The 23,186-nt window shown below is 72.4% G+C and carries 17 protein-coding genes; 9 read left to right on the top strand and 8 right to left on the bottom strand.

Features of this window, described 5'->3' with window-relative positions; all coding sequences use genetic code 11:
• Nucleotides 1-732: 732 nt before the first annotated feature.
• Genes ABZX96_RS34790 through ABZX96_RS34770 form a run of 5 tightly spaced genes read right to left on the bottom strand, consistent with a single transcriptional unit; the run spans nucleotide 733 to nucleotide 6,202 of the window.
• The gene (locus ABZX96_RS34790; RefSeq protein WP_355552494.1) at nucleotides 733-2,043 is read right to left on the bottom strand and encodes a DUF58 domain-containing protein; all 1,311 of its coding nucleotides are present in this window, start codon (nucleotides 2,041-2,043) and stop codon (nucleotides 733-735) included.
• A 9-nt stretch (nucleotides 2,044-2,052) separates the two neighbouring features.
• Nucleotides 2,053-3,018 (bottom strand): MoxR family ATPase, encoded by a 966-nt coding sequence (locus ABZX96_RS34785; protein WP_355552491.1) that lies wholly within the window; start codon nucleotides 3,016-3,018, stop codon nucleotides 2,053-2,055.
• Nucleotides 2,999-4,252 carry a DUF4350 domain-containing protein gene (locus ABZX96_RS34780; RefSeq protein WP_355552488.1) on the bottom strand — a complete coding sequence of 418 codons (1,254 nt, stop codon included), beginning with the start codon at nucleotides 4,250-4,252 and terminating at the stop codon, nucleotides 2,999-3,001. Before ABZX96_RS34780 ends, ABZX96_RS34785 begins: the two co-directional genes overlap by 20 nt.
• A complete protein-coding gene (locus tag ABZX96_RS34775; RefSeq protein WP_355552485.1) occupies nucleotides 4,249-4,917 on the bottom strand; it encodes a DUF4129 domain-containing protein in 669 nt (222 codons plus the stop codon). Before ABZX96_RS34775 ends, ABZX96_RS34780 begins: the two co-directional genes overlap by 4 nt.
• A 31-nt stretch (nucleotides 4,918-4,948) precedes the next feature.
• Nucleotides 4,949-6,202, bottom strand: coding sequence for a hypothetical protein (locus tag ABZX96_RS34770; protein ID WP_355552482.1), 1,254 nt, complete (start codon nucleotides 6,200-6,202; stop codon nucleotides 4,949-4,951).
• Between the two features lie 142 nt (nucleotides 6,203-6,344).
• Between ABZX96_RS34770 and mtnA the strand changes: the two genes are divergently transcribed.
• The 7 genes from mtnA (at nucleotide 6,345) to ABZX96_RS34735 (ending at nucleotide 15,393) form a co-directional block, all read left to right on the top strand.
• Entirely contained in the window at nucleotides 6,345-7,517 is a 1,173-nt protein-coding gene (gene mtnA, locus ABZX96_RS34765; RefSeq protein WP_355552479.1) for an S-methyl-5-thioribose-1-phosphate isomerase, read from the top strand.
• Nucleotides 7,514-8,191 carry a two-component system response regulator MtrA gene (gene mtrA / locus ABZX96_RS34760; protein WP_014061181.1) on the top strand — a complete coding sequence of 226 codons (678 nt, stop codon included), beginning with the start codon at nucleotides 7,514-7,516 and terminating at the stop codon, nucleotides 8,189-8,191. Before mtnA ends, mtrA begins: the two co-directional genes overlap by 4 nt.
• Nucleotides 8,192-8,261: 70 nt before the next feature.
• Nucleotides 8,262-10,343: an MtrAB system histidine kinase MtrB gene (gene mtrB / locus ABZX96_RS34755; protein ID WP_355552475.1), complete on the top strand. Its 2,082-nt coding sequence runs from the start codon at nucleotides 8,262-8,264 to the stop codon at nucleotides 10,341-10,343.
• A gap of 85 nt (nucleotides 10,344-10,428) precedes the next feature.
• Complete coding sequence (locus tag ABZX96_RS34750) at nucleotides 10,429-12,225, top strand: LpqB family beta-propeller domain-containing protein (protein ID WP_355552497.1); 1,797 nt, start codon at nucleotides 10,429-10,431, stop codon at nucleotides 12,223-12,225.
• A gap of 458 nt (nucleotides 12,226-12,683) precedes the next feature.
• Nucleotides 12,684-13,394, top strand: coding sequence for a phosphoribosyltransferase family protein (locus ABZX96_RS34745; RefSeq protein ID WP_355552473.1), 711 nt, complete (start codon nucleotides 12,684-12,686; stop codon nucleotides 13,392-13,394).
• A gap of 318 nt (nucleotides 13,395-13,712) precedes the next feature.
• Nucleotides 13,713-14,405: a ribosome-associated translation inhibitor RaiA gene (raiA, locus tag ABZX96_RS34740; protein WP_355552471.1), complete on the top strand. Its 693-nt coding sequence runs from the start codon at nucleotides 13,713-13,715 to the stop codon at nucleotides 14,403-14,405.
• A gap of 232 nt (nucleotides 14,406-14,637) precedes the next feature.
• Nucleotides 14,638-15,393, top strand: coding sequence for a response regulator transcription factor (locus ABZX96_RS34735; protein ID WP_355552468.1), 756 nt, complete (start codon nucleotides 14,638-14,640; stop codon nucleotides 15,391-15,393).
• A gap of 200 nt (nucleotides 15,394-15,593) precedes the next feature.
• Here the strand turns inward: ABZX96_RS34735 and ABZX96_RS34730 are convergent, their stop codons facing one another.
• On the bottom strand, nucleotides 15,594-16,838 hold the full coding sequence (locus tag ABZX96_RS34730) for a crosslink repair DNA glycosylase YcaQ family protein (protein ID WP_355552465.1): 1,245 nt from the start codon (nucleotides 16,836-16,838) through the stop codon (nucleotides 15,594-15,596).
• 364 nt (nucleotides 16,839-17,202) lie between these two features.
• Nucleotides 17,203-17,799 carry a GNAT family N-acetyltransferase gene (locus tag ABZX96_RS34725; protein ID WP_355552462.1) on the bottom strand — a complete coding sequence of 199 codons (597 nt, stop codon included), beginning with the start codon at nucleotides 17,797-17,799 and terminating at the stop codon, nucleotides 17,203-17,205.
• Between the two features lie 423 nt (nucleotides 17,800-18,222).
• On the opposite strand from ABZX96_RS34725, the gene secA reads away from it, so the two are divergent.
• Nucleotides 18,223-21,057, top strand: coding sequence for a preprotein translocase subunit SecA (gene secA, locus ABZX96_RS34720; protein WP_355552460.1), 2,835 nt, complete (start codon nucleotides 18,223-18,225; stop codon nucleotides 21,055-21,057).
• A 170-nt stretch (nucleotides 21,058-21,227) separates the two neighbouring features.
• Here the strand turns inward: secA and ABZX96_RS34715 are convergent, their stop codons facing one another.
• On the bottom strand, nucleotides 21,228-22,142 hold the full coding sequence (locus ABZX96_RS34715; protein WP_355552457.1) for an Rv3235 family protein: 915 nt from the start codon (nucleotides 22,140-22,142) through the stop codon (nucleotides 21,228-21,230).
• Between the two features lie 295 nt (nucleotides 22,143-22,437).
• Between ABZX96_RS34715 and ABZX96_RS34710 the strand changes: the two genes are divergently transcribed.
• On the top strand, nucleotides 22,438-22,944 hold the full coding sequence (locus ABZX96_RS34710) for a hypothetical protein (protein WP_355552454.1): 507 nt from the start codon (nucleotides 22,438-22,440) through the stop codon (nucleotides 22,942-22,944).
• Nucleotides 22,945-23,186 lie beyond the last annotated feature (242 nt).

Below are 23,186 nucleotides of genomic sequence, written 5' to 3'. Positions count from 1 at the left end.
CAGCGCCGATGGTACTGCAGAGGGGACTTTGTGGGAGAGTAGGACGCCGCCGAACAATTTTTGAAGAAAGCCCCGTTGGGAGCCTTAGGGTTCCCTGCGGGGCTTTCTCGCGTTTAAGGCCAGTCGGCCATGAGCGTGATTGTCGTCGCTCGGAAGCCCGTGGGTGGTGGTCATCCTCGTGCACGTATGGATTGGTGGGCGGGGGAGATCTGGTTCCATGGCAGGTCGGTAGGACAGAGCCTCGTGGTGGGACACGCCGATGACGTCAGTGCGTGGGCCGTCTTCATGATTGGCCACAGATAGTGCCGATGGAGGGCCGGAGCGTTTTGGCAGGGGCATACGCACCTGTGAGTGTGGAAGACCGGCCCGTCGGCTCTATTTGCTGGTGCCTGCGGCGACGGCTGCTCCCTGGTAACCGGCAACAACGGTCCTCCCGCCTCACCCACGACGGAGACTTCGTTACGGGGATCCGTTACCAGCGATCAGGGAGCGGGAAATAGGCCGCAGAGGCCGTCCGACTCAGACCGGACAGCCTCGGTCCTCTGATGGGCGGGATGGAATGGGGGGATTCCTGCGCCCAGGAGCCATGCCTACGCATCACGAACACAGGCTCATGTATTACGCACACGAAACAGTTCTCAGCTGCTCGGCGCCCATGGGTATGCCAGGCTTCGGCCAGTCCGGTCCTCCCCTGGCAGTGAGGCCGTTCGGCGGCCTCTCACGCCTTTCCGGCTACAGTCGGCCGGCTGCCTTGAGGGCCAGGTAGGCGTCGGCCACGTCTGGGGCGAGGGATGAAGGAGTGGAGTCGACGACGGTGATGCCGTGACGGCGGAGGCGGTCCGCGGTGCGGCGGCGTTCGGCTCGTGCCTGTTCGGCGGCTGCCGCTGCGTAGACGGCCGCGGGGGTGTGGCGCGAGGCGGCCATTTCCTCGATGCGGGGGTCTGCGACGGAAGCGATCAGGAGCTCGTTGCGCTTGGTGAGGGCCGGCAGGAGGGGCAGCAGTGCCTCCTCCATGGGCGCCGCGTCCAGGCCCGTGAAGAGGACGATGAGGGAGCGGCGCGGGGCGTTGCGCTGCATCGCCGCGGTCAGCCCGCGGGCGTCGGTTTCCACCAGTTCGGGTTCGAGCGGGGCCAGTGCGTCGGTCAGCGCGGGCAGCACGTCGCGAACGGTACGGCCTCGCACGGAAGCCCGGACGCGGCGGCCGTAGGCGAGGAGATCCACTCGGTCGCCGGCGCGGGAGGCGAGCGCCGCGAGCAGGAGGGCGGCGTCCATGGCAGCGTCCAGGCGAGGGGTGTCGCCGACGCGGCCGGCGGAGGTGCGGCCCGTTTCCAGGACCAGCAGGATGTGGCGGTCGCGTTCCGGGCGCCAGGTGCGGACCGCGACGGTCCCTTGGCGTGCGGTGGCGCGCCAGTCGATGGATCGGGTGTCGTCGCCGGGGGCGTAGTCGCGGAGGCTGTCGAATTCGGTGCCTTCGCCGCGGGACAGGATGCTGGTTCGTCCGTCGAGTTCGCGCAGGCGGGCGAGCTTGGCGGGGAGGTGCTTACGGCTGGTGAAGGGCGGCAGGGCGCGGACGGTCCAGGGGACCTGGTGACTGCCTTGGCGTGCGGCCAGGCCGAGCGGGCCGTAGGAGCGGACCGTGACGCGGACGGCGTGGTGATCGCCGCGGCGTGTCGGGTGGAGGGTCGTGGTGATGCGGCGCCGTTCGGAGGCCGGGACGTGGAGGTCGTGGCGTGAGGCGGCGAGGTCGGCGTCGGGCGGGAAGGAGCTGGGGGGCCATGCGTCGCGGACTCGGGCGCGCAAGGCGCGGCGGTCGGGGTTGGTAAGTGCCAGGCTGACCTGGGCGTTTTCTCCGAGGCGAACAAACGTGTCACCAGTTCGGGTGAACTGGAGCTTTCGCACTGGCGCGGCGAGGGCCAGGTCGCACAAGATTGCTATCAGCAAGATGAGTTGGACGGTGAGGATGCCGGTCCAGCTCGGCAGGAGGAGGCCGACGAAGAGGGCTCCGAGGGCGGAGATCAGGGCAGTGCGTCCGGTCAGGGCCACGATGGTGTCTCAGCGGGGGACGGGAAGGTGGGCGAGGACAGCGGTGATGACGGAGTCGGCCGTGGCTCCTTCCATCTCGGCCTCGGGCCGGAGTTGGACGCGGTGGCGGAGTGTGGGCAGCGCGAGTGCCTTGACGTCATCGGGAGTGACGTAGTCGCGGCCGGTGAGCCAGGCCCACGCACGTGACGTGGAAAGCAGAGCGGTGGCGCCTCGGGGGGAGATGCCGAGGGCGAGTGAGGGGGATTCGCGAGTGGCACGGCAGATATCGACGATGTAGCCGGTTACTTCCGGCGAGACGGCAGTCTTGGCGACCGCGGCGCGGGCCGCTTCCAGGTCGGCTACGCCGGCGACGGGGCGCAGGCCGGCCGCGTCCAGGTCGCGGGGGCTGAAGCCCTCGGCGTGCCGGGTGAGGATGTCTATCTCGTCCTGACGACCGGGCAGCGGGATCGTCAGCTTGAGCAGGAACCGGTCGAGTTGGGCCTCGGGCAGGGGATACGTGCCCTCGTACTCGACGGGGTTCTGCGTGGCGGCAACGAGGAAGGGCTCGGGAAGCGGACGGGGCGTGCCGTCGATGGTGACCTGGCGTTCTTCCATCGCTTCGAGCAGGGACGCCTGGGTCTTGGGCGGCGTGCGGTTGATCTCGTCGGCGAGCAGCAGATTGGTGAAGACGGGGCCGGGCTGGAAGGAGAAGGCCGCGCTGCGGGCGTCGTAGACGAGTGAGCCGGTGACGTCACTCGGCATCAGGTCGGGAGTGAACTGCACGCGCTTGGTGTCGAGTTGCAGCGCTGAGGAGAGGGCACGCACGAGAAGGGTCTTGGCGACGCCGGGGGGACCTTCGAGCAGGACGTGGCCACGGCAGAGCAGTGCGACGACCAACCCGGTGACGGTGGGGTCCTGGCCCACGACGGCCTTGGCGATCTCGGTGCGCAGGGCCTCCAGGGAGGCGCGGGCGCTGTCAGCGGTGGGGGTGGTCACGGGGGACGTGCCTCTCTTGGGACAGGAGCGTGTGTTCAAGGTCGTCGAGTTCGTCGGCCAGGGCCACCAGGGCCTTGTCGTCGCTGGGAGCCGGACCGAAGAGGAGGGGGTGCAGCTCGGTGGGGGCGCCGGAGGCCGCCGGCAGGCGCGCGGCGACGGCGGGGAGCAGGACGTCGGGAAGGTCGGCCTGGAGGGGGCGTACGCCCACGAGGGGGGCGATACGGGAGCGGGTGGCCGCTCGCAGGACGGCGGCGGCTCGGTCGCGGGCGTCACCCTGCTGGTAGAGGCGTGCGTGGCCTTCGGTCGTCTCGGCGGCCGGAACGGCGACGGGCAGCCGTTCGGGTACCAGGGGACCGAGGCGGCGGGCTCGCCAGAAGGCGGCGAGCACGGCGGCGATGGCGAGTTGGAGGAAGGCCCAGCGCCAGCCGGCAGGGATGAGGTCGAGGAAACCGCGCTGCCGGCTTTCGTGTTCCGGACCGGACGCGGGATCACTGAGGGAGGGGAGGTACCAGACCAGATGCGGATGCGAGCCGAGCAGTTGCAGAGCGAGCGAGGCGTTGCCGCGTTCGGCGAGGCGGTGGTTGAAGAGGATGTCGGGCGCGCCGAGGACCACGGTGTCGCGTCCGTCGGTGGACGGCAGGCGCACAAGGGTGGGCGTCCCGTCCGCCGGGTAGCAGCGGTCGGCCTTCGGGTCGTTCGTCGTGTAGCGCGTGCCGCCCAGCTCGGCGTCGCCCGCGCGGCGGGCCGCGGGGAGCTCGCAGGCCGGGGCCAGGGTCGTGACGTCCGTCGGCGTGGTGGGCCGGGTGCCGGGGGCGAGGGTTTCGAGTGCGTCGGCGCCGGGGGCGAGCAGGACCGTACGGACCGATCGGTGAGTGGTGCTCCGGCGGAGGTCGGTCAGTTGGCGGGATGTGAGCAGATCCGGGTTGGTGATCAGGAGCGTGGTGTCCGGGCCGGTGGCCGCGGCGGCCTCGGCGGAGGTGGTCACCACCTTGGTGCGCACTCCCTGCCGGGCGAGGAGCTCACCGAGGGCACGGCTGCCGAAGCGGTCGGCGGAGCGGGGATCCAGGCTGCCGTGCTGTTCCCCGGACCGGGCGGCGGCGTAGAGCACACCGCTGACGATGAGGAGCACCAGCGCCAGGAGGAGGCCGCGCGACGTGGTCCACAGGCGGCGCGTGGTGGGGGAGAGCGAGGTGCCGTCCGTCTTCGGGGAGGGGAGCGGGGTGATGGTGGTCATCCGCCGCTCCGGTGGCCGGTGGTGGCCAGGTGGGGCCTGGCGTGCCGCAGTTCGGTGTCGAGGTCGCTGAGCAGGGCGTACTCCGCTTCGGTGCCGTCCCGGCCGCCGTATGTGACGTCGTCGAAGGTGTGGGCCGCCGCACGTAGCCGCTCGGCGTGGCCGGGCAGGGCGCGGCCTGCCTCCCGGGCGGCTTCGTCGGCGGTGCGGCCGGGGCCCGGGGTGAGGAGGGTGCGTTCCTCCAGTGCGAGGACGATGGCGCGCATCCGTTCTTGGATGGCCTCGGTCCAGTGGCGTTGGGCCGCGTGCTGTTCGGCGGCGGCACGGTGTTCGGCCGCGGTACGCGGTTGGTGCTCGAAAAGGGTGCCACCGGTGGTGGGGGTGCGGCGCAGGGCGCCGAGCCTGAGCCGGAGTGCGAGGGCGAGCAGGAGGGCGGCGACGACGATGGCCAGCAGGCCGATCCAGCCGCCCGGCGCGGCACCGGCGGCGGCACCGAACAGGTCGCCGACACGCTCCCACAGCCAGTCCAGCGCTTGGAGGAGCGGGTTCGGGTCGTTCTCGTGGTACCGCGGGTCGGACAGTTCGCGTTCCGCGGCCTCGCGGGCCGGTACGCGGGGGACGAGCACCGGCGTGTCGTCGCCGGTGCTCGCCAACAGTCGTATGAGCACGGTCCTCGCCCCTGTTTCCCCCGTCACCGTGTCAGTTTCGCGGGTCGGCGTCGTGGGGGCGCGGCCCGGTGCCGTCCATGGTGGCGCCGGTGCCGTCGGGACCCTCAGGGGCGTAACCCGGGACGCCGGCCGCGCGGGCCAGTTCCAGGTCCAGCGCTTCGCGGCGGATCCGCTGGTCCATGTACAGCAGGGCGGTGACGCCGGCGCTGATCGGGAAGCCGATGGTGGTGCTGATCACCGTGCCGACGCCGAGGGAGACGAGGAAGGCCGTACTCGGGGTCGCGGCCCCGCTGTTGACCCAGTCACCCATGCTCTCGCCGCCCGCCAGCAGGGCGATGAGCGTGGCGGGGATCTCGACGATGAACTGCAGGACGCCGACCAGCACGGACGCGAGGAGCTGGATGCCCATCACCCGCCACCAAGAGCCCCGCACGAGCTTGTCCGAGCGGCGCATGGCGGTGAGGATGCCCTGCTTCTCCAGCATCAGGGCGGGCGCGGCGAGGCTGTAGCGCACCCAGACCCAGATGGCGACCGCGGACGCGCCGAGCAGTCCCACGAAGGCGAGGACGACACCCGCGATCTTGGAGGACGTGGCGGTCACGATGATGCCCGGGGTCACGCCGACGGCCATGATGAGCGTGCACAGCAGCGGGAGCAGCAGCAGGAGGCCGCCGAGTCGCGGCAGCTGACCGCGGGAATCACGCCAGGCCTCGCCGATGGTGACCGAGCGGCCCAGGACGGCACGGCTGACCACGACGGTGAGCAGCGCGGTGACGAGCACGGTGCCGATCAGCCAGATCACCGCGCTGACGCCGCTGCTCTTGAGGACGTCGGACATCGCGTCCAGCGACTCGCGCATGGCCTGCCGCGGATCGTCCTGCGCCGCGGTCGGCGGCTTGATCTTCGGGCCCCACAGGACGGTGACCAGCGTGGCCACCACTTGGGAAACGACGGCCACGACCAGCGAGATGCCGAGCACGGTGCGCCAGTGGGCGCGCATGGTGGAGACCGCCCCGTCCAGGATCTCGCCGACGCCCAGCGGACGCAGGGGGATCACGCCGGGTTTGACGGCGGGCGGTGGTCCCCAGGTGTAGCCGGGGGGCGGGCCCTGCCAGCCGCCTCCGGGGCCTCCCGGGTACGGGCCGGCGGCCCCGGCGGGCGGCGGGGTCCACTGGGGTGGCACGTGCCCGTCGGCCGGGTTCGTGGGAGGGGTGGGTTGCGTGCCGCGGTCCGGCTCGTCGGAGGGCGTGGATCCGGGCGAGGTCCAGCCCGGAGAGTTGGTCATTGTCGCTCCTTCATGCTGTCCGGCTGCGCCGGCCGGGGTCCGCGGTGTCAGTCATCGTGTCATGGCGCACTGACGTTCGTCCTCGTGCCCTTACGTGAAGAACGTCTTCTGTTCCGCCCGTGGTCGGCGGCAGACTGGGCGGATGGTCGATCCGTACGAGATAAACGAGACGGGTGCCAAGGCCCCCGGAATTCCGTCGCTGCGCTGGGAGGAGCCGCCCGAAGGACCCGTGCTGGTTCTTCTGGACCAGACCCGACTGCCCGCGGACGAGGTCGAGTTGCTCTGCACCGATGTGCCGGCGCTGGTGCAGGCGATCAGGACGCTCGCGGTGCGCGGCGCGCCCTTGCTGGGTATCGCCGGTGCCTATGGAGTCGCGTTGGCCGCCGCCCGTGGATACGACGTGGAGGACGCCGCCGAAACGCTGGAGCACGCTCGTCCCACGGCGGTCAACCTGGGTTACGGCGTGCGGCGGGCCCTGTCCGCATACCGCGAGGCGGTGGCCGCCGGAGCCGGGGCGAAGGAGGCCGCGGCGGCGGCGCTGGCCGAGGCGCGCGTCGTCCACGAGGAGGACGCCGAGGCCAGTGCCCGGATGGCGCAGCACGGTCTGGCGTTTCTGGGCGAGCTGTTGCCGGGCGGCGGTCACCGGATCCTTACGCACTGCAATACCGGCGCGCTGGTCTCCGGCGGTGAGGGGACCGCCTTCGCGGTGGCGCTCGCCGCCCACCGGGTGGGTGAGTTGCGCCGGCTGTGGGTGGACGAGACCCGGCCGCTGCTCCAGGGGGCGAGGCTGACCGCGTACGAGGCGGCGCGGGCCGGGATGGCGTACGCGGTGCTGGCGGACGGGGCGGCGGGTTCGCTGTTCGCGGCGGGTGAGGTGGACGCGGTCCTGATCGGGGCGGACCGGATCGCGGCGGACGGGTCGGTCGCCAACAAAGTGGGCAGCTACCCGCTGGCGGTGCTGGCCCGTTATCACCACGTCCCCTTCGTGGTGGTGGCTCCCACCACCACCGTGGACCTGGAGACGACGGAGGGAGGGCTGATCGAGGTGGAACAGCGGCCGGGGTATGAGGTGACGGAGTTCCCGGTGCCGTCGCTGCCCGGCACCGGGATGGAGCCGGGGCTCGGCACGGCGGTGGCGCCCTTGGGGGCGCAGGCGTACAACCCGGCCTTCGATGTGACGCCACCGGAGCTGGTGACGGCGATCGTGACGGAGGCGGGCGTGGTGTCGCCGGTCACGCGGGACGGGCTGGCGCGCTTGTGTTCCACGTCACGATTGGGTGAGTCACGATCCGGTAATGGGATGATGGCCGAATGAAGGGACGCGTCCTCGTCGTCGACGACGACACCGCACTGGCAGAGATGCTCGGCATCGTGCTCCGCGGCGAAGGCTTTGAACCGTCGTTCGTGTCGGACGGCGACAAGGCGCTCGCCGCCTTCCGCGAGACCAAGCCCGACCTCGTGCTGCTCGACCTGATGCTGCCCGGACGGGACGGCATCGAGGTGTGCCGGCTGATCCGGGCGGAGTCCGGGGTGCCGATCGTGATGCTGACCGCCAAGAGCGACACCGTCGATGTGGTGGTGGGCCTGGAGTCGGGTGCGGACGACTACATCGTCAAGCCGTTCAAGCCCAAGGAGCTGGTGGCCCGGATCCGGGCGCGGCTGCGGCGTTCGGAGGAGCCGGCCCCCGAGCAGCTGGCGATCGGGGACCTGGTCATCGACGTGGCGGGGCACTCCGTCAAGCGGGACGGGCAGTCCATCGCCCTGACGCCGCTGGAGTTCGACCTGCTGGTGGCGCTGGCCCGCAAGCCGTGGCAGGTCTTCACGCGCGAGGTGCTCCTGGAGCAGGTGTGGGGCTACCGCCACGCCGCCGACACCCGGCTCGTCAACGTGCACGTGCAGCGGCTGCGCTCGAAGGTCGAGAAGGACCCGGAGCGGCCGGAGATCGTGGTGACGGTGCGCGGCGTCGGATACAAAGCCGGGCCCAGCTGATATGTCCCGCAACGGTTCGGTCCCGGAGCGGGGTCGGGCCGTCGATCCAGCAGAGGGACATTCCGGGCGAATGTTCGATCGGTGGTCCGGTCGGCTGCTGCGCGGCGGCCAGCTGCTGCCGGACGGCGCGGTGAGCGGTTCCGTCCACCCGCTGCTGCGTCTCTTCGGCCGCTGGGTACGCCGTCCGCTGCTGCCGGCGCTGCGCCTGTGGCGGCGCAACATCCAGGTGCGCGTGGTCGCCTCCACCCTGCTGATGTCGCTGGTCGTCGTCCTGCTGCTCGGCGTCGTGGTCATCGGGCAGGTGCGCAACGGCCTGCTGGAAGCCAAGCGGCAGGCGGCGCAGAGCCAGGCCGTGGGCGGTTTCGGCGTCGCGCAGAAGCTGGCCGACGGCGCCGGCGACTCCCGGGCGGACGACGGCGCGCGCGGCGGAAACCGCGGCACCCAGGACTCCGCGACCTGGCTGACCAGCCTCGTCGAGCAGCTCGCCAGCGGCGGGCAGGGCGTCTTCTCGGTCGTGGCGCTCAGCTCGGGTTCCACGGTGGAGCAGCCGTTCGGCGACGGACGGCCCGACACCCGCGGCCCGCGCGCCTCAGGGGACGTGGACCCGGAGCGCAGCGTGCCCGCCGAGCTGCGCCGGACGGTGGACAGCAAGGCCGGCACCTACCGCCAGTACACCCAGATCAAGCGCATCGGGTCGGACGAGGGCGAGACCGCCCTGGTGATCGGCAAGCGGCTCAACGACGTCAACGGCAACCCGTACCAGCTCTACTACCTCTTCCCGTTCAGCCAGGAGGAGAAGTCGCTGAGCCTGGTGACGGGCACGCTGGCGACGGCCGGGGTGTTCGTCGTGGTGCTGCTCGGCGCGATCGCCTGGCTCGTGGTGCGGCAGGTCGTCACGCCCGTGCGGATGGCCGCGGGGATCTCCGAGCGGCTGGCCGCCGGGCTCCTCCAGGAACGGATGAAGGTCACCGGCGAGGACGACATCGCCCGGCTCGGCGAGTCCTTCAACAAGATGGCGCAGAACCTCCAGGTCAAGATCCAGCAGCTGGAGGAGCTGTCCCGGATGCAGCGCCGCTTCGTCTCGGACGTCTCCCACGAGCTGCGCACGCCGCTGACGACGGTACGGATGGCGGCCGACGTCATCTACGAGACGCGCGAGGACTTCGACCCCGTCACGGCGCGCTCCGCCGAGCTGCTGCGCGGGCAGCTCGACCGCTTCGAGTCGCTGCTCGCCGACCTGCTGGAGATCAGCCGGTTCGACGCGGGCGCCGCGGCGCTGGAGGCCGAACCGATCGACCTGAGGGACGTCGTCCACCGCGTCATCGAGGGCGCCGAGCCGCTGGCGGAGCGCAAGGGCAGCCGCATCCTGGTGCGCGGCGCCGAGCAGCCGGTGATCGCCGAGGCGGACGCCCGGCGCGTGGAGCGGGTGCTGCGCAACCTCGTCGTCAACGCCGTCGAGCACGGCGAGGGCAAGGACGTGGTGGTCCGGCTGGCGTCCGCGGGCGGCCGGAACGGCGCGGTGGCCGTCGCGGTGCGCGATTACGGCGTCGGCCTCAAGCCCGGCGAGGCGACCCGGGTGTTCAACCGCTTCTGGCGCGCCGACCCGGCCCGCGCCCGGACCACCGGGGGGACGGGCCTGGGCCTGTCCATCGCCGTCGAGGACGTCCGGCTGCACGGCGGCTGGCTCCAGGCGTGGGGCGAGCCCGGCGGCGGCTCGCAGTTCCGGCTGACGCTGCCGTGCGCGGCGGGCGAACCGCTGCGCGGTTCCCCGATACCGCTGGAGCCGGAGGACTCGCGGCGCAACCGCGGGGCGCGCCCGACCGCTCCGGCGCGGGGCGCCGTGACGCGGCCGGCCGCCATTCCGGCGCAGCAGGGCCGCGCCTCCGAGTCGGGGGCGCCTTCCGGGAGTGCGGCCGGTCCGGCGGCGTTGCCCCGGGGCGGCGCCCGGGTGGTGTCGGCGAACGGTTCCGGGAACGGGCAGGTGCCCGGCGGGCTCGTGCGGAAGGACGGCGCTCAGGACGGCCAGGACGGCCGGCTTCGGCCGCAGGGGACCGGGAACGGCGACGGCACGCGCGCCGCCCCCCTGCCCGGCGGTGACGGACCGGTCGGCGAACGAGGCGGGGACCGGGAAGGTGAGCTGCGTGGACGCTGATCGTGGAGGGCGGCTCGCCGGGAGCCCGCAGCCCGCTCCGGGTGCCGGGCTCCGCGGCCGGGGGCGGCGCGCGCGGTCGCTCGCGATGGCGCTGCTGTGTGGCGGCGGGCTGCTGGTCTCCGGGTGCGCCTCGATGCCCGCCAGCGGTGAGGTGCAGCAGGTCGACCAGGCGCCGCGGGCGGAAGGCGACTCCCAGGTGCGCGTCTACGGCGCGCCCCCCAAGGACGGCGCGCAGCCCATCGAGATCGTCAGCGGCTTCCTCGACGCGTCGACCAGCGAGGAGGCGGACTTCCGCACGGCCGGCCAGTACCTGGCCGCGTCCGCCAAGCGGACCTGGCGACCGCTCGCGGTGACGAACGTGCTCCAGGAGCGGCCCGAGGCCGAGCCCGTGGGGCTTGCCAACCGCGAGGACCCCAAGGGCTACACCGTCGCCCTCACCGGCAGCCAGATCGCCACGGTGGACCGTGCGCACGCGTACACCCCTCAGGAGAAGAAGTACGCGCAGACCATCCACCTGACCAAGGAGAACGGTCAGTGGCGGATCGACCGGCTGCCGGACGGGCTGGTGCTGGGGCAGTCCGACTTCCAGCGCATCTACAGGTCGGTCAACAAGTACTACTTCGCCGACTACCACTCGGAGGCCGGCGAGCCGAAGGCGGGCCAGAACGTCCTGGTCGCCGACCCCGTCTACCTGCGGCAGCGCACGGATCCGGTCACCGCCAGCGTGGAGGCGCTGCTGGAGGGGCCCACCGACTGGCTGCACCAGGTGACGGCGACGGCCTTCCCGGCCGGCACCGTCCTGGAGAGCGGGCTGTCGCTCGACGACTCCAACGCGCTCAAGGTGCCCCTCAACAAGCACACCATCGGCGCCGACCCGGCGCAGTGCCGCCGTATGGCGGCGCAGGTGTTCTTCACCGTGCAGGACATGACGCGGGCCTCGAAGATCAGCGAGGTCGAGTTGCAGGACAAGCGCGGCGACAGCCTGTGCGTCCTGACGCAGGGGCAGGCCACCACGGAGTTCGCGCCGCGCCGGATCGCCGGGCACCTCGCCCGGGAGTACTTCATCGACGCGGACCAGCGCGTGGTCAGCATGTCCGACACCGCCACCGAGCCGATGCCCGTCCCCGGGCCGTTCGGCACCGGCAAGACGCCGCTCGGCTCGATCGCCGTCGCGCACGGCGAGGACACCGCGGCCGGCGTATCGACCGACCACCGGTCGCTGTACGTCGCGCCGTTGCAGGACGGCGCCGAGCGCGGGGCCGCGCGGCTGCAGAGCACGGCCAAGAGCCGGGGCGAGGACTTCGGGCTGTCCGCGCCGAGCTGGGACGGCCTCGGCGACCTCTGGGTGGCCGACCGGGACGCCAAGGGATCGCGCCTGCTCCGGCTGCGCGCGGGCCAGGGCCAACCGGAGGAGGTCGCGGTGCCCGGCCTCAAGGAGCGCCGGATCAAGGCGATCAGAGTGGCGGCCGACGGCGTGCGGATCGCCGTCCTGGTGGAGGACAAGGGCCGGACGACGCTCCAGCTCGGCCGCGTCGAGCGGGGCGGTTCGCCCCGGCACCCGGCGCTGTCGGTGGAGGAGCTGCGGCCCATCGCGCCGCAGCTGGAGGACGTGGTGGCCGCGTCCTGGGCGGGCGGCAGCCGGCTGGTGGTCGTCGGCACCGAGTCCGGCGGCGTGCAGCAGATGCAGTTCATGGAGACGGACGGTTCCGCGTCCAGCGCCGAGACGCTGCCCGGCGTCAACGGGGTGCGGGCGGTCGCGGCGTCGGAGGACGAGAGCCGTCCGCTGATCGCCGACGCGGCCGAGGGCATCGTCCGGCTGCCGGCGGACGCCAACTGGAAGACGGTGGTCAAGAAGGGGTCGGCGCCGGTGTATCCGGGGTGAGCCCCGGGGATGAGGCCTGTTCGGGTGGCGTGGTGCCGGGTGGGGCCGATGGGCCTGGTGGGGCGGTGCCTGGGGAAGTCCTCGGCGCCGGGTGTCCGGCGGGAGTGGTGCGGTCGTGGTGCCGTGCGGGGCGGCGGAGCCGGCCGGGCCGACCACACCGTCCGGTGGCCCGGTGCGCGGTGGCCGTCTGAGCTGGAGAGCGCTGCCAGGCCCGGCGCGCGGTAACCGTCGGAAATGGGGGCGTGCCGCCCGGCCTTCCGCGTCGGAGCCGGGGCGCGCCGTCCGACGGCGGTCCCCGGCTCGCCGTAGCGCGCGCCGGGTGCGGGGCCAGGGATTTCCGGCGCCGGAGGCGGCCTCCAGCTCCCCGGCGTACGGAGCCGGTCGTAGACATCCGGACCCGCTTCCGGGAGTTATCCACAGGGCTGGTGGCGGTGCTCCGCACCCGGGACAGTGGAGTCATGACGGGGATGTGGCGGGAAATCGTCGGCCTGGCCCTCCCGGTCGGCTGTGCGGGGTGCGGCCGGCCGCGGACGGAGCTGTGCGCGGAGTGCCGGGGCGCGGTGATCGGGAACGGTTCGGTCCGGAGGGTGGGCCCACGGAGAGTGCGACCGCGGCCACCGCCCGTGGGGCTGCCGACGGTGTACGCCGCGGCCCCGTACGCCGACGCGGTGCGGGCCGTGGTGCTCGCCCACAAAGAGCGCGGCGCGCTGGCGCTGGCCGGTCCGCTGGGGGTGGCGCTCGCGCGGGCGGTGCGGGAGCTGCGGCCGGGTGGCGGCCCGCCGGTGCTGGTCCCGGTGCCGTCGGCCCGGCGAGCGGTGGCCCGCCGGGGCCACGATCCGGTGCGCCGGGTGGCGCTGGCGGCGACCCGTGAGCTGCGCCGGACGGGGCCGGGCGGCCGGGTGCTCGCCGTGCTGCGGCAGCGGCGGAAAGTGGCCGACCAGGCGGGGCTCGGTGCCGAGGAGCGGCGGGTGAACCTCGCGGGGGCGCTGGAGGTGCCGGCGGGCCGTGCCCGCCTCCTCACGGCACCGGTGGTGCTGGTGGACGACCTGGTGACCACGGGGGCCACGCTGGCGGAGGCCGCCCGCGCGGTTGAGGCGGCCGGTGGCCGGGTAGCCGGGGCTGCGGTGGTGGCGGCTCCCCGGAGCGCCGCCGATTTCAACTGGAACTGACCGGTGGAATCCGTCGTTGCAGGTAACGAGGGAAGAAATTCCCTCAAACGGAGCTGACACCCGTAAAGGGGTGCCGCCACTCGTCCGGGCGAGCTATGTTCGGTTGTGAGGACTTGGCAGACGCTTTGCCGCAGATGCCGGGACGGGTGCGGTACGTCCCCTTGTGGGACGGACGCGAAACGCACGAGTGGGGATCTTGTCGACGGGGGAGGAGGAGGTGAAAGTCGCCAAGTCCGAGGTTTCGGTACCCACCGGAGCCTGGTGCAAGAAGGAGTCACTCCGTGCGCTGTGCGGAGTGGTCCGGGAACGGAGTTCTGCGTGGACATCGTCGTCAAAGGCCGCAAGACCGAGGTGCCCGAGCGGTTCCGCAAGCACGTGGCCGAGAAGCTGAAGCTGGACAAGGTCCAGAAGCTCGACGGCAAGGTGATCAGCCTCGACGTCGAGGTGTCCAAGGAGCCCAACCCGCGGCAGGCCGACCGTTCCGACCGGGTGGAGATCACTCTCCGTTCCCGCGGACCGGTGGTCCGGGCCGAGGCCGCCGCCGCCGACCCGTACGCCGCGCTCGATCTGGCCACGGCCAAGCTGGAGGCGCGGCTGCGCAAGCAGCACGACAAGCGCCACTCGCGGCGCGGCAACGGACGCATCCCCGCGAGCGACGTCGCCGGCCGGATGCCGGACGCGGCCCGTCTGAACGGCATCGGCCTGCCGGACGAGAGCACCTCCGCCGAGGAGAAGGTGCCGACCACGAAGATGGGCTCGCTGGAGATCCAGGGAGAGGGCCCGCTGGTCGTCCGGGAGAAGACCCACGCCGCCGCACCCATGACCCTCAACCAGGCGCTGTACGAAATGGAGTTGGTCGGACACGACTTCTATCTCTTCGTCGACGCCGAGACCAAGCAGCCCAGCGTCGTCTACCGCAGGCACGCCTACGACTACGGCGTCATCCACCTGAACCCGGACTCGTACGGGGAACAGGACCCCGGTGGTGCCGGCGGAGCGCTCGGCGGCTGACCTCCACCGACGGGGCGCCCCCGGCGCGGCCGGGGGCGCCATCGCGCCCGCGCCAGGCAGGAGTTGGAAACGTATAGTGTTTGTGCCAGCCAGGGAGCATGTGGGCACGAAGCCGCGACGCACCGGGGAGACGGTTGTATGGCGTTGTTCGGGTCGGCCGCGAGGGGCTGCCGTCAACCAGCCTTATGTCCGTCTCCGGCCCCTCGGGCCGATGGGTTGACGGGGAGGAACGATGGGGGACGGTTTCGGACCCGTGCGTGACGTGAGGGACGACGACGGAGCCGCGGTCGCCGACGGGGACGACGGGAATACGGGCGCCTCGCTCGGGGAGCCGATCAGGGTCCTGGTCGTGGACGACCACGCGCTCTTCCGCCGCGGCCTGGAGATCGTGCTGGCGCACGAGGAGGACATCGAGGTCGTCGGGGAGGCGGGGGACGGCGCCGAGGCGGTGGACAAGGCCGCCGACCTGCTGCCCGACATCGTGCTCATGGACGTGCGGATGCCCAAGCGCGGCGGCATCGAGGCGTGCACGTCCATCAAAGAAGTGGCCCCCAGCGCGAAGATCATCATGTTGACGATCAGCGACGAGGAAGCCGACCTCTACGACGCCATCAAGGCCGGGGCCACGGGCTACCTCCTCAAGGAGATCTCCACCGACGAGGTGGCCACCGCCATCCGCGCGGTCGCCGACGGCCAGTCGCAGATCAGCCCCTCGATGGCCTCCAAGCTCCTGACGGAGTTCAAGTCGATGATCCAGCGGACGGACGAGCGCCGGCTGGTCCCGGCGCCGCGGCTGACCGACCGCGAGCTGGAAGTGCTCAAGCTCGTCGCCACGGGCATGAACAACCGCGACATCGCCAAGGAGTTGTTCATCTCCGAGAACACCGTGAAGAACCACGTCCGCAACATCCTGGAGAAGTTGCAGCTGCACTCCCGTATGGAGGCCGTGGTGTACGCGATGCGGGAGAAGATCCTCGAAATTCGGTGAGCGGGCCCTGACGCGCGCCCGGTGATCGTTCGTCCGTGAGTGCTCGCCTGCTGATCGTTCGTCCCATGAGTGCTCGCCTGCTGGTCGTTCGTCTCTGGGCGTGGGAGCCGTATGAGGTGCCGAAGCACCTCGCCGCCCGAGAAGCCACGGCACCCGGTAGCCGGGCGGGGCGGCCCGAGTGACCGGACCGCCGCCGCGTGTCACTCCGCGCGGAGTTCCGCCTCCAGCGCCGCCGCCAGTTTCCGGTCGTCGCAGCGGTCGATCCGTATGGAGTCGCAGTCCACCCACTCGGCGGCCTCGCGCAGCGCACGGGCCATCGGTGCCACGGCCGTGGAGCCGCGCAGGGACACCTGGCGCGCCACGAGCGTGCGGCCCTCGCGGCCCGGGTCCACCCGCCCCACCAACTGCCCGCCTGCCAGCAGGGGCATCGCGAAGTAGCCGTGCACCCGCTTCGGCCGGGGCACGTACGCCTCCAGCCGGTGGGTGAAACCGAAGATCCGCTGAGTGCGCGGGCGGTCCCAGACGAGGGAGTCGAAGGGGGAGAGCAGGGTCGTGCGGTGCCGGCCGCGCGGCGGGGTGGCCAGGGCGGCCGGGTCGGCCCAGGCGGGCTTGCCCCAGCCCTCGACCTCCACCGGGACCAGCCCCGAGTCCGCGACCACGGCGTCCACCTCCTCGGCCTTGAGGCGGTGATAGTCGGCGAGGTCGGCGCGGGTGGCGACGCCCATGGCGGCCCCGGCCTGGGCGACCAGGCGGCGGACGCACTCGGTGTCGTCCAGGTCGTCGTGCAGCAGGGGCTCGGGGATGGCGCGCTCGGCGAGGTCGTACACCCGCTTCCAGCCGCGGCGCTCGACGCAGACCACCTCGCCGGTGTCCAGCAGCCACTCCACCGCGATCTTCGTCTCGGACCAGTCCCACCACTCGCCGCCGTTCTTGGCGCCGCCCAGCTCCGAGGTGGTGAGCGGGCCGTCGGCCTTCAGGCGGTCCAGGACGGCGGCGCAGGAGCGGGCGGAGTCCTCCATGACGTGCCAGCGGTGGCCCTTGGCGCGCCGGGCGCGGCGCCGGAAGGCGAAGTGCGGCCACTCCTCGATGGGGAGGACGCAGGCGGCGTGCGACCAGTACTCGAAGCTGTGCGGCCCGTCGCCGACGGCGGAGCCCGTGCCCGTGCCCGTGCCCGTGCCGTCCGCGTCGTTCGTGCCCGGGGTCCAGTAGGCCGACTCCACCGTCCGGCGGCCGACCGCGCCGAGCCGGGCGTACGGCACCAGCTCGTGGGAGCGGGCCAGCACCGAGATGGTGTCCAGCTGGACGGCGCCCAGCCGGCGCAGCACCCCGCGGACGCCCGCGCGCCGGTCCGGTGCGCCCAGGAAACCCTGGGCGCGCAGGGCAAGGCGGCGCGCGTCGTCGGCGGACAGGACGGTCACGGGCTTCGGCGGCGTCACTGCTGTCATGGCGCACAGCGTAGGGGCGGCCACTGACAACGGGGCGGTGGGAACGATCACTGACGGGGTGGACGGGCCCCCGCCGGGGCCGGGGCCCCGCGTCTGCTCCGGGGCCCCGCTCGGACCGGGCCCCGCCAGGTCCGGGACCTGCGTCCGGCCTGGGGCTCGTGTCGCACAAGGCCCGCGCCCGGCCTGGGGCCCGCGCCCGGAGTAAAACCCGCGCTCGACCGGGCCCGCGCCCGGCGCAGGTTCCGCGCCCGGCACAAAACCTGCGCCCAGTACCAGGCCCGCGCCCGGAGCGAAACCCGCGCTCGACCGGGCCCGCGCCCGGCACAGGTTCCGCGCCCGGCACCGGACCCGCGCCCCCCCCGCGTCACCCGGGATAAGGCAGATAGGGACTCCCCGCCCCCGCGTCCGCCTCCGGCAGGTCCGACGGCAGCAGTGAGCCGATCCACGCGTCGCGTCGGGTCCCCTGGTGCAGCAGCTTGGAGCGGAGCACGCCTTCCATATGGAAGCCCGTTTTTTGGGCCACCGCCCGGGAGCCCTCGTTGCCCGCCTCCGCCAGCCACTCCAGGCGCTCCACGCCCAGGTCGACCAGGGCCCAGCGCGCCACCGCGCGGGCGGCCTCGGCGGTCAGTCCCTTGCCGCGGTGCTCCTTGGCCGTCCAGTAGCCGAGCTCGGCCTGGTGCTCGGGGGAGCCGGGCGGCGTCATCCTGATCAGCCCCATCGATCCCACCAGCGCGCCGTCGGCCCGGCCGATCACGGCGAAGTTGTAGGAGGTGTCCGTGCGCCAGCCCTCGGGGGATATGCGGCCGACGAACTCCTCCGCGTCCGCCATGCCGTAGGGCGAGGGGACGTTCGTCCAGCGGGGGATCTCGGGGTCCTGGCAGGCGGCGTACACGGCGGGTGCGTCGGAGGGGACGTGGGGGCGCAGCAGCAGGCGCTCGGTGGTGAGAGTGACGGGTTCCATGACGGGAGTGTGCGGATCCCGGAGATCGGCCGCGAGGGATTTTTCCGGCGGTCCGGCACCTTCCCGCCGCGCTGTACGTTTCCGTACGGAGTGCTCCCGCGCGCCGCCGCGCGGGACGTACCGGAAATGTCGTACGGATGGGACGTACGGGAGGTACGGGGTGGCCGGTGTCCCGTACGGGCATGGCCGGGGCGTCCCGTGGGGATGTGGGGGGAGCGTGTCCGTAAAGAAAGAAGCGTGCCTGTAAGGAAAGGGGATGCGGCCTTCGCGGTGACGGACCTCCCGGCCGGGCGGGGTCCTACCTTACGATGGCCGTTGCGGCGGGGCCTGCCCCTTGGAAAGATGCCGCGCCCGCGCACCCTCCCGCTGCCTGCGGCGGGGTACCCCCAGCGCCAGGCCCGACCGGCAAGGAGACCAGCCCAAGTGTCCGTCTTCAACAAGCTCATGCGTGCAGGCGAAGGAAAGATCCTGCGCAAACTGCACCGCATCGCGGGCCAGGTCAACTCCATCGAAGAGGACTTCACGGCGCTGAGCGACGCCGAGCTGCGGGCACTGACCGACGAGTACAAGCAGCGGTACGCGGACGGCGAGAGCCTGGACGACCTGCTGCCCGAGGCGTTCGCCACCGTCCGCGAGGCCGCCAAGCGCGTCCTCGGCCAGCGGCACTACGACGTCCAGCTCATGGGCGGCGCGGCGCTGCACCTCGGGTATGTGGCGGAGATGAAGACCGGTGAGGGCAAGACCCTCGTCGGCACGCTCCCCGCGTACCTGAACGCGCTCTCCGGCAAGGGCGTCCACCTCATCACCGTCAACGACTACCTGGCCGAGCGCGACTCGGAGCTGATGGGCCGGGTGCACAAGTTCCTGGGCCTGACGGTGGGCTGCATCCTCGCCAACATGACCCCGGCGCAGCGCCGCGAGCAGTACGCCTGCGACATCACCTACGGCACCAACAACGAGTTCGGTTTCGACTACCTGCGCGACAACATGGCGTGGTCGAAGGACGAGCTGGTGCAGCGCGGCCACAACTTCGCGATCGTGGACGAGGTGGACTCCATCCTCGTCGACGAGGCCCGGACGCCGCTGATCATCTCCGGCCCGGCGGACTCGGCCACCAAGTGGTACGGCGACTTCGCCAAGCTCGTACAGCGTCTGAAGCGGGGCGAGGCCGCCAACCCGCAGCGCGGTGTCGAGGAGACCGGCGACTACGACGTCGACGAGAAGAAGCGCACGGTCGGCATCCACGAGTCCGGCGTCAGCAAGGTCGAGGACTGGCTGGGCATCGACAACCTGTACGAATCGGTCAACACGCCCCTGGTCGGCTACCTGAACAACGCCATCAAGGCCAAGGAACTGTTCAAGAAGGACAAGGACTACGTCGTCATCGACGGCGAGGTCATGATCGTCGACGAGCACACCGGCCGTATCCTCGCCGGCCGCCGCTACAACGAGGGCATGCACCAGGCCATCGAGGCGAAGGAGGGGGTGGAGATCAAGGACGAGAACCAGACGCTCGCCACGATCACCCTCCAGAACTTCTTCCGCCTCTACGACAAGCTCTCCGGCATGACCGGTACGGCCATGACCGAGGCCGCCGAGTTCCACCAGATCTACAAGCTCGGCGTCGTGCCGATCCCCACGAACAAGCCGATGGTCCGCAAGGATCAGCCCGACCTGATCTACCGCACCGAGGTCGCCAAGTTCGAGGCGGTGGTCAAGGACATCGTGGAGAAGCACGAGAAGGGGCAGCCCATCCTGGTGGGCACCACCTCCGTGGAGAAGTCCGAGTACCTCTCCCAGCAGCTCAACAAGCGCGGCGTGCCCCACGAGGTGCTCAACGCCAAGCACCACGAGCGGGAGGCGTCCATCGTCGCGCAGGCCGGCCGCCGGGGCGCCGTCACCGTCGCCACGAACATGGCGGGCCGCGGTACGGACATCAAGCTCGGCGGCAACCCCGACGACCTCGCCGAGGCGGAGCTGCGCCAGCGCGGTCTGGACCCGGTCGAGCACGTCGAGGAGTGGGCCGCGGCGCTGCCCGCCGCCCTGGAGAAGGCCGAGGCCGCGGTCAAGGCGGAGTTCGAGGAGGTCAAGGAGCTCGGCGGGCTGTACGTGCTGGGCACCGAGCGGCACGAGTCGCGCCGCATCGACAACCAGCTCCGCGGCCGTTCCGGCCGTCAGGGCGACCCGGGCGAGTCCCGCTTCTACCTCTCCCTCGGCGACGACCTGATGCGCCTGTTCAAGGCCCAGATGGTCGAGCGCGTCATGGCGATGGCCAACGTCCCCGACGACGTGCCGATCGAGAACAAGATGGTCACGCGCGCCATCGCCTCCGCGCAGTCGCAGGTCGAGCAGCAGAACTTCGAGACCCGTAAGAACGTCCTGAAGTACGACGAGGTCCTCAACCGCCAGCGCGAGGTCATCTACGGCGAGCGCCGCCGCGTCCTGGAGGGCGAGGACCTGCGGGAGCAGGTGCTGCACTTCATGGACGACACCATCGACGCCTACATCCAGGCCGAGACCGTCGAGGGCTTCGCCGAGGACTGGGACCTGGAGCGCCTGTGGGGCGCCTTCAAGCAGCTCTACCCGGTCCAGGTGACCATCGACGAGCTGGAGGAGGAGGCCGGCGACCGCGCGGGCATCACCGCCGAGTTCATCGCCGAGGCCGTCAAGGAGGACATCCACCGGCAGTACGCCGCCCGCGAGGAGCAGCTCGGCTCGGACATCATGCGCGAGCTGGAGCGCCGCGTGGTGCTGTCCGTCCTGGACCGCAAGTGGCGCGAGCACCTCTACGAGATGGACTACCTCCAGGAGGGCATCGGCCTGCGCGCGATGGCCCAGAAGGACCCCCTGGTGGAGTACCAGCGCGAGGGCTACGACATGTTCACCGCCATGATGGACGGCATCAAGGAGGAGTCCGTCGGCTACCTGTTCAACCTGGAGGTCCAGGTCGAGCAGCAGGTCGAGGAGGTCCCCGTGGCGGACGCCGGGCCGCAGGCGCTGCTGGGCAAGGACGTGCGGGAGGCGATGGCGGGCGCCGCCGGCCGCCCCGAGATCCACGCCAAGGGCCTGGAGGCGCCGCAGCGCCCGGACCGGCTGCACTTCTCCGCGCCGACGGTGGACGGTGAGGGCGGCGTCGTCGAGGGCGACTTCGCCAACGAGGACGAGTCGGGCCGCGAGGTCCGCTCGGCCTCGGACGGCCTGACCCGCGCCGAGCGCCGCAAGGCGCAGAAGGGCGGCGGGCGCCGCCGGAAGAAGTAACGGCACCGACGGCCGACGGCGCGCGCCGCGCCGGACCGGGGCTCGTGGCGGGGACGCCGCGGGTCCCGGTTTTTCGTCGCGCTGTTGCCCGGCGGGGTGGGGGCGCCTGATGACGGGGGCGTGCTTGCGGGGCGTCCGGTTGCGGGCCTGTACGCGGGCGGGGCGCCCGGTCACGGCTGCCACACCCCGACGGTCGGGCCGATGTCCACGGCGGCGCAGCGCCAGCGGGCGTCCCCGCCCAGTTCGAGCCGGAAGGCGAGGGCGCGCAGCCGGTCCCCCGAGGCGATGCGGGCGAACGCCTCGATGGCGCCCCGGTGCGGCAGGAACCGGCCGCAGTCCTGGACGGCGGGGGCCGGCGCCCGGCCGTGCCGCCCGAGTGGCCGGAGCGGAGCCCGCGGGGCCAGCTCCACCAGGCGGTCGTACGCCTCCGGGAGCGCGTGGCCCAGCAGCGTGTGCACGGGGCGCTGGCCGCTGAGGGTGAGCAGCAGCTGGTGGGCGAACCACATGTGCGGCTCGCGCCCGCGCGTCCGGCGCAGCGCGTCGGCGGCGATCGCCGGTCCGGTGAGGGGGCGCCGCGCCGGACGGGGGACGGGGCGGGGCGTGCGGACGGGGGTGGTGCCGGGGACGGGGCGGGGCGTGCGGATGGGGACGGGCCGGGGAGCGGGGACCCGGGGCACCTGGGGCGCTCGGGTGGGGGCGGCCGGTGGTGCGGGTGCGAGCGTCGGTACGGGGGATGGTGCGGGGGCGGGCCGTACCGGTGGGGCGGCCGGTGGAATGGCCGATGGTGCGGCTGGTGATGCGGCCGGTGGTGCGAGGGCGGCCGGGGCCGTCGGTGCCGGGCCGGTCGCCGATGGGGTGCGGGGGCCGCCGGGGCGGCGGGTGTCCTGGCGGCCGGGCGGGGCACCGCGTGACGGCCGGGCCGTGGGCCGCGTGGCGTGGCCGGGGCGGCGGGGCGGGGTGCGGCCTTGGGAGGGGCGGGTGGTGGTGGGTGCGGTGGCCGCGGCGGCGTCCTTGGTGGTCGTCGGTCCGGGGTCCGTTCCCGGAAGGGCGGTGGTCGTGGTCTCGATGGTCGTGGTGCCGGTCATGTCGTCGCCCCCGTTCTGCGGCCCGGGTGGGTACCGGGCGGTAGCTTTCGTGGGCTCTTCTATCGGGGGTGGTGGGGCCGGGCAAGCGAGGGCGGGGCGCCTGCGGAAGGGTGCGGGGATTCACCTTTCGGTGGCTCCGGGCCGGTGGCAGAGGGTGTACCGGCTCCGGGCGGTGGGACGCGTGTTGACGGGCCGGGGCGCGGGCGCGGGGGGAGCGGGACCCACGATGGGGGACGGCCGCCCGTATGCTGGCTGACGTTCCCGGACCCGAGCGAAACGAGTGGAAGCGGCAGTCATGCGCGTCTATGTCCCCCTGACCCTTCCCGCTCTGGCCGCCGCGCACCGGGCGGGTGAGCTGGGCCCCGGTCCGCTGGACGCCTACGCGGTCACGCCCGGGCTGCGCCAGTGGTACGCGTCCGACGACGTCGAGGAACTGGAGTACGCGGCGCTGAACCGCGCGGCGCAGGCGTCGCTGCGCCTCCTCGCGGCCGATCCGGGCGCCGCCCGCCGCCGGGTCGTGGTGGCGGTGGACGTGCCGGACCGCGCGGCCGTGGCCGACCCGGACCGCGGGCAGGACCCGTCGGCGCTGGGCGAGGTGCGGCTCGACCACGCGGTGCCGATGGCGAAGGCCGCGGCCGTGCACGTGGACTCCGACGACGCGGAGGACGACATCGCCGCCGCGGCGGCGGCGCTGGACGCGGCGGACAAGGGCGACGAGGACGCGCGATACACGGTGGACGGGGCCGAGGACCACGACCTGATGTGGTTCGGCGTGCAGGAGATCCCCCAGTTGGTGGAGTGAGACGCGCGGGACGGCGCCCCCCCGGCCCTCACCAGTGCGTCCTTTCTCCGTCGTCCCGCTTCGTGACGGGGCTGTCAGTGGTTGGTGGGGTGGAGTGGCGTGCCGTTCCCCGGAATCGTGGTGCCCGGCTTCACAGGTGCCCCTCGCCTCCGTCGTCCCGCTTCGTGACGGGGCTGTCAGTGGTCGGTGGGGTGGAGTGGCGTGCCGTTCCCCGGAATCGTGGTGCCCGGCTTCACAGGTGC

The organism is Streptomyces sp. NPDC003077 (genome assembly GCF_040611095.1).
GTDB lineage: Bacteria > Actinomycetota > Actinomycetes > Streptomycetales > Streptomycetaceae > Streptomyces.
The sequence above is the reverse complement of the archived record's forward strand: the minus strand, read 5'-3'. Positions and strand labels throughout refer to the sequence as shown.

Coding starts and splice junctions, on each gene's coding strand:
- ABZX96_RS34780 (WP_355552488.1), bottom strand. CDS start 4,252: ATGACCACCATCACCCCGCTCCCCTCCCCGAAGACGGACGGCACCTCG.
- ABZX96_RS34770 (WP_355552482.1), bottom strand. CDS start 6,202: ATGACCAACTCTCCGGGCTGGACCTCGCCCGGATCCACGCCCTCCGAC.
- mtnA (WP_355552479.1), top strand. CDS start 6,345: ATGGTCGATCCGTACGAGATAAACGAGACGGGTGCCAAGGCCCCCGGA.
- mtrA (WP_014061181.1), top strand. CDS start 7,514: ATGAAGGGACGCGTCCTCGTCGTCGACGACGACACCGCACTGGCAGAG.
- mtrB (WP_355552475.1), top strand. CDS start 8,262: ATGTTCGATCGGTGGTCCGGTCGGCTGCTGCGCGGCGGCCAGCTGCTG.
- ABZX96_RS34750 (WP_355552497.1), top strand. CDS start 10,429: ATGGCGCTGCTGTGTGGCGGCGGGCTGCTGGTCTCCGGGTGCGCCTCG.
- ABZX96_RS34745 (WP_355552473.1), top strand. CDS start 12,684: ATGACGGGGATGTGGCGGGAAATCGTCGGCCTGGCCCTCCCGGTCGGC.
- ABZX96_RS34735 (WP_355552468.1), top strand. CDS start 14,638: ATGGGGGACGGTTTCGGACCCGTGCGTGACGTGAGGGACGACGACGGA.
- ABZX96_RS34730 (WP_355552465.1), bottom strand. CDS start 16,838: ATGACAGCAGTGACGCCGCCGAAGCCCGTGACCGTCCTGTCCGCCGAC.
- ABZX96_RS34725 (WP_355552462.1), bottom strand. CDS start 17,799: ATGGAACCCGTCACTCTCACCACCGAGCGCCTGCTGCTGCGCCCCCAC.
- ABZX96_RS34715 (WP_355552457.1), bottom strand. CDS start 22,142: ATGACCGGCACCACGACCATCGAGACCACGACCACCGCCCTTCCGGGA.
- ABZX96_RS34710 (WP_355552454.1), top strand. CDS start 22,438: ATGCGCGTCTATGTCCCCCTGACCCTTCCCGCTCTGGCCGCCGCGCAC.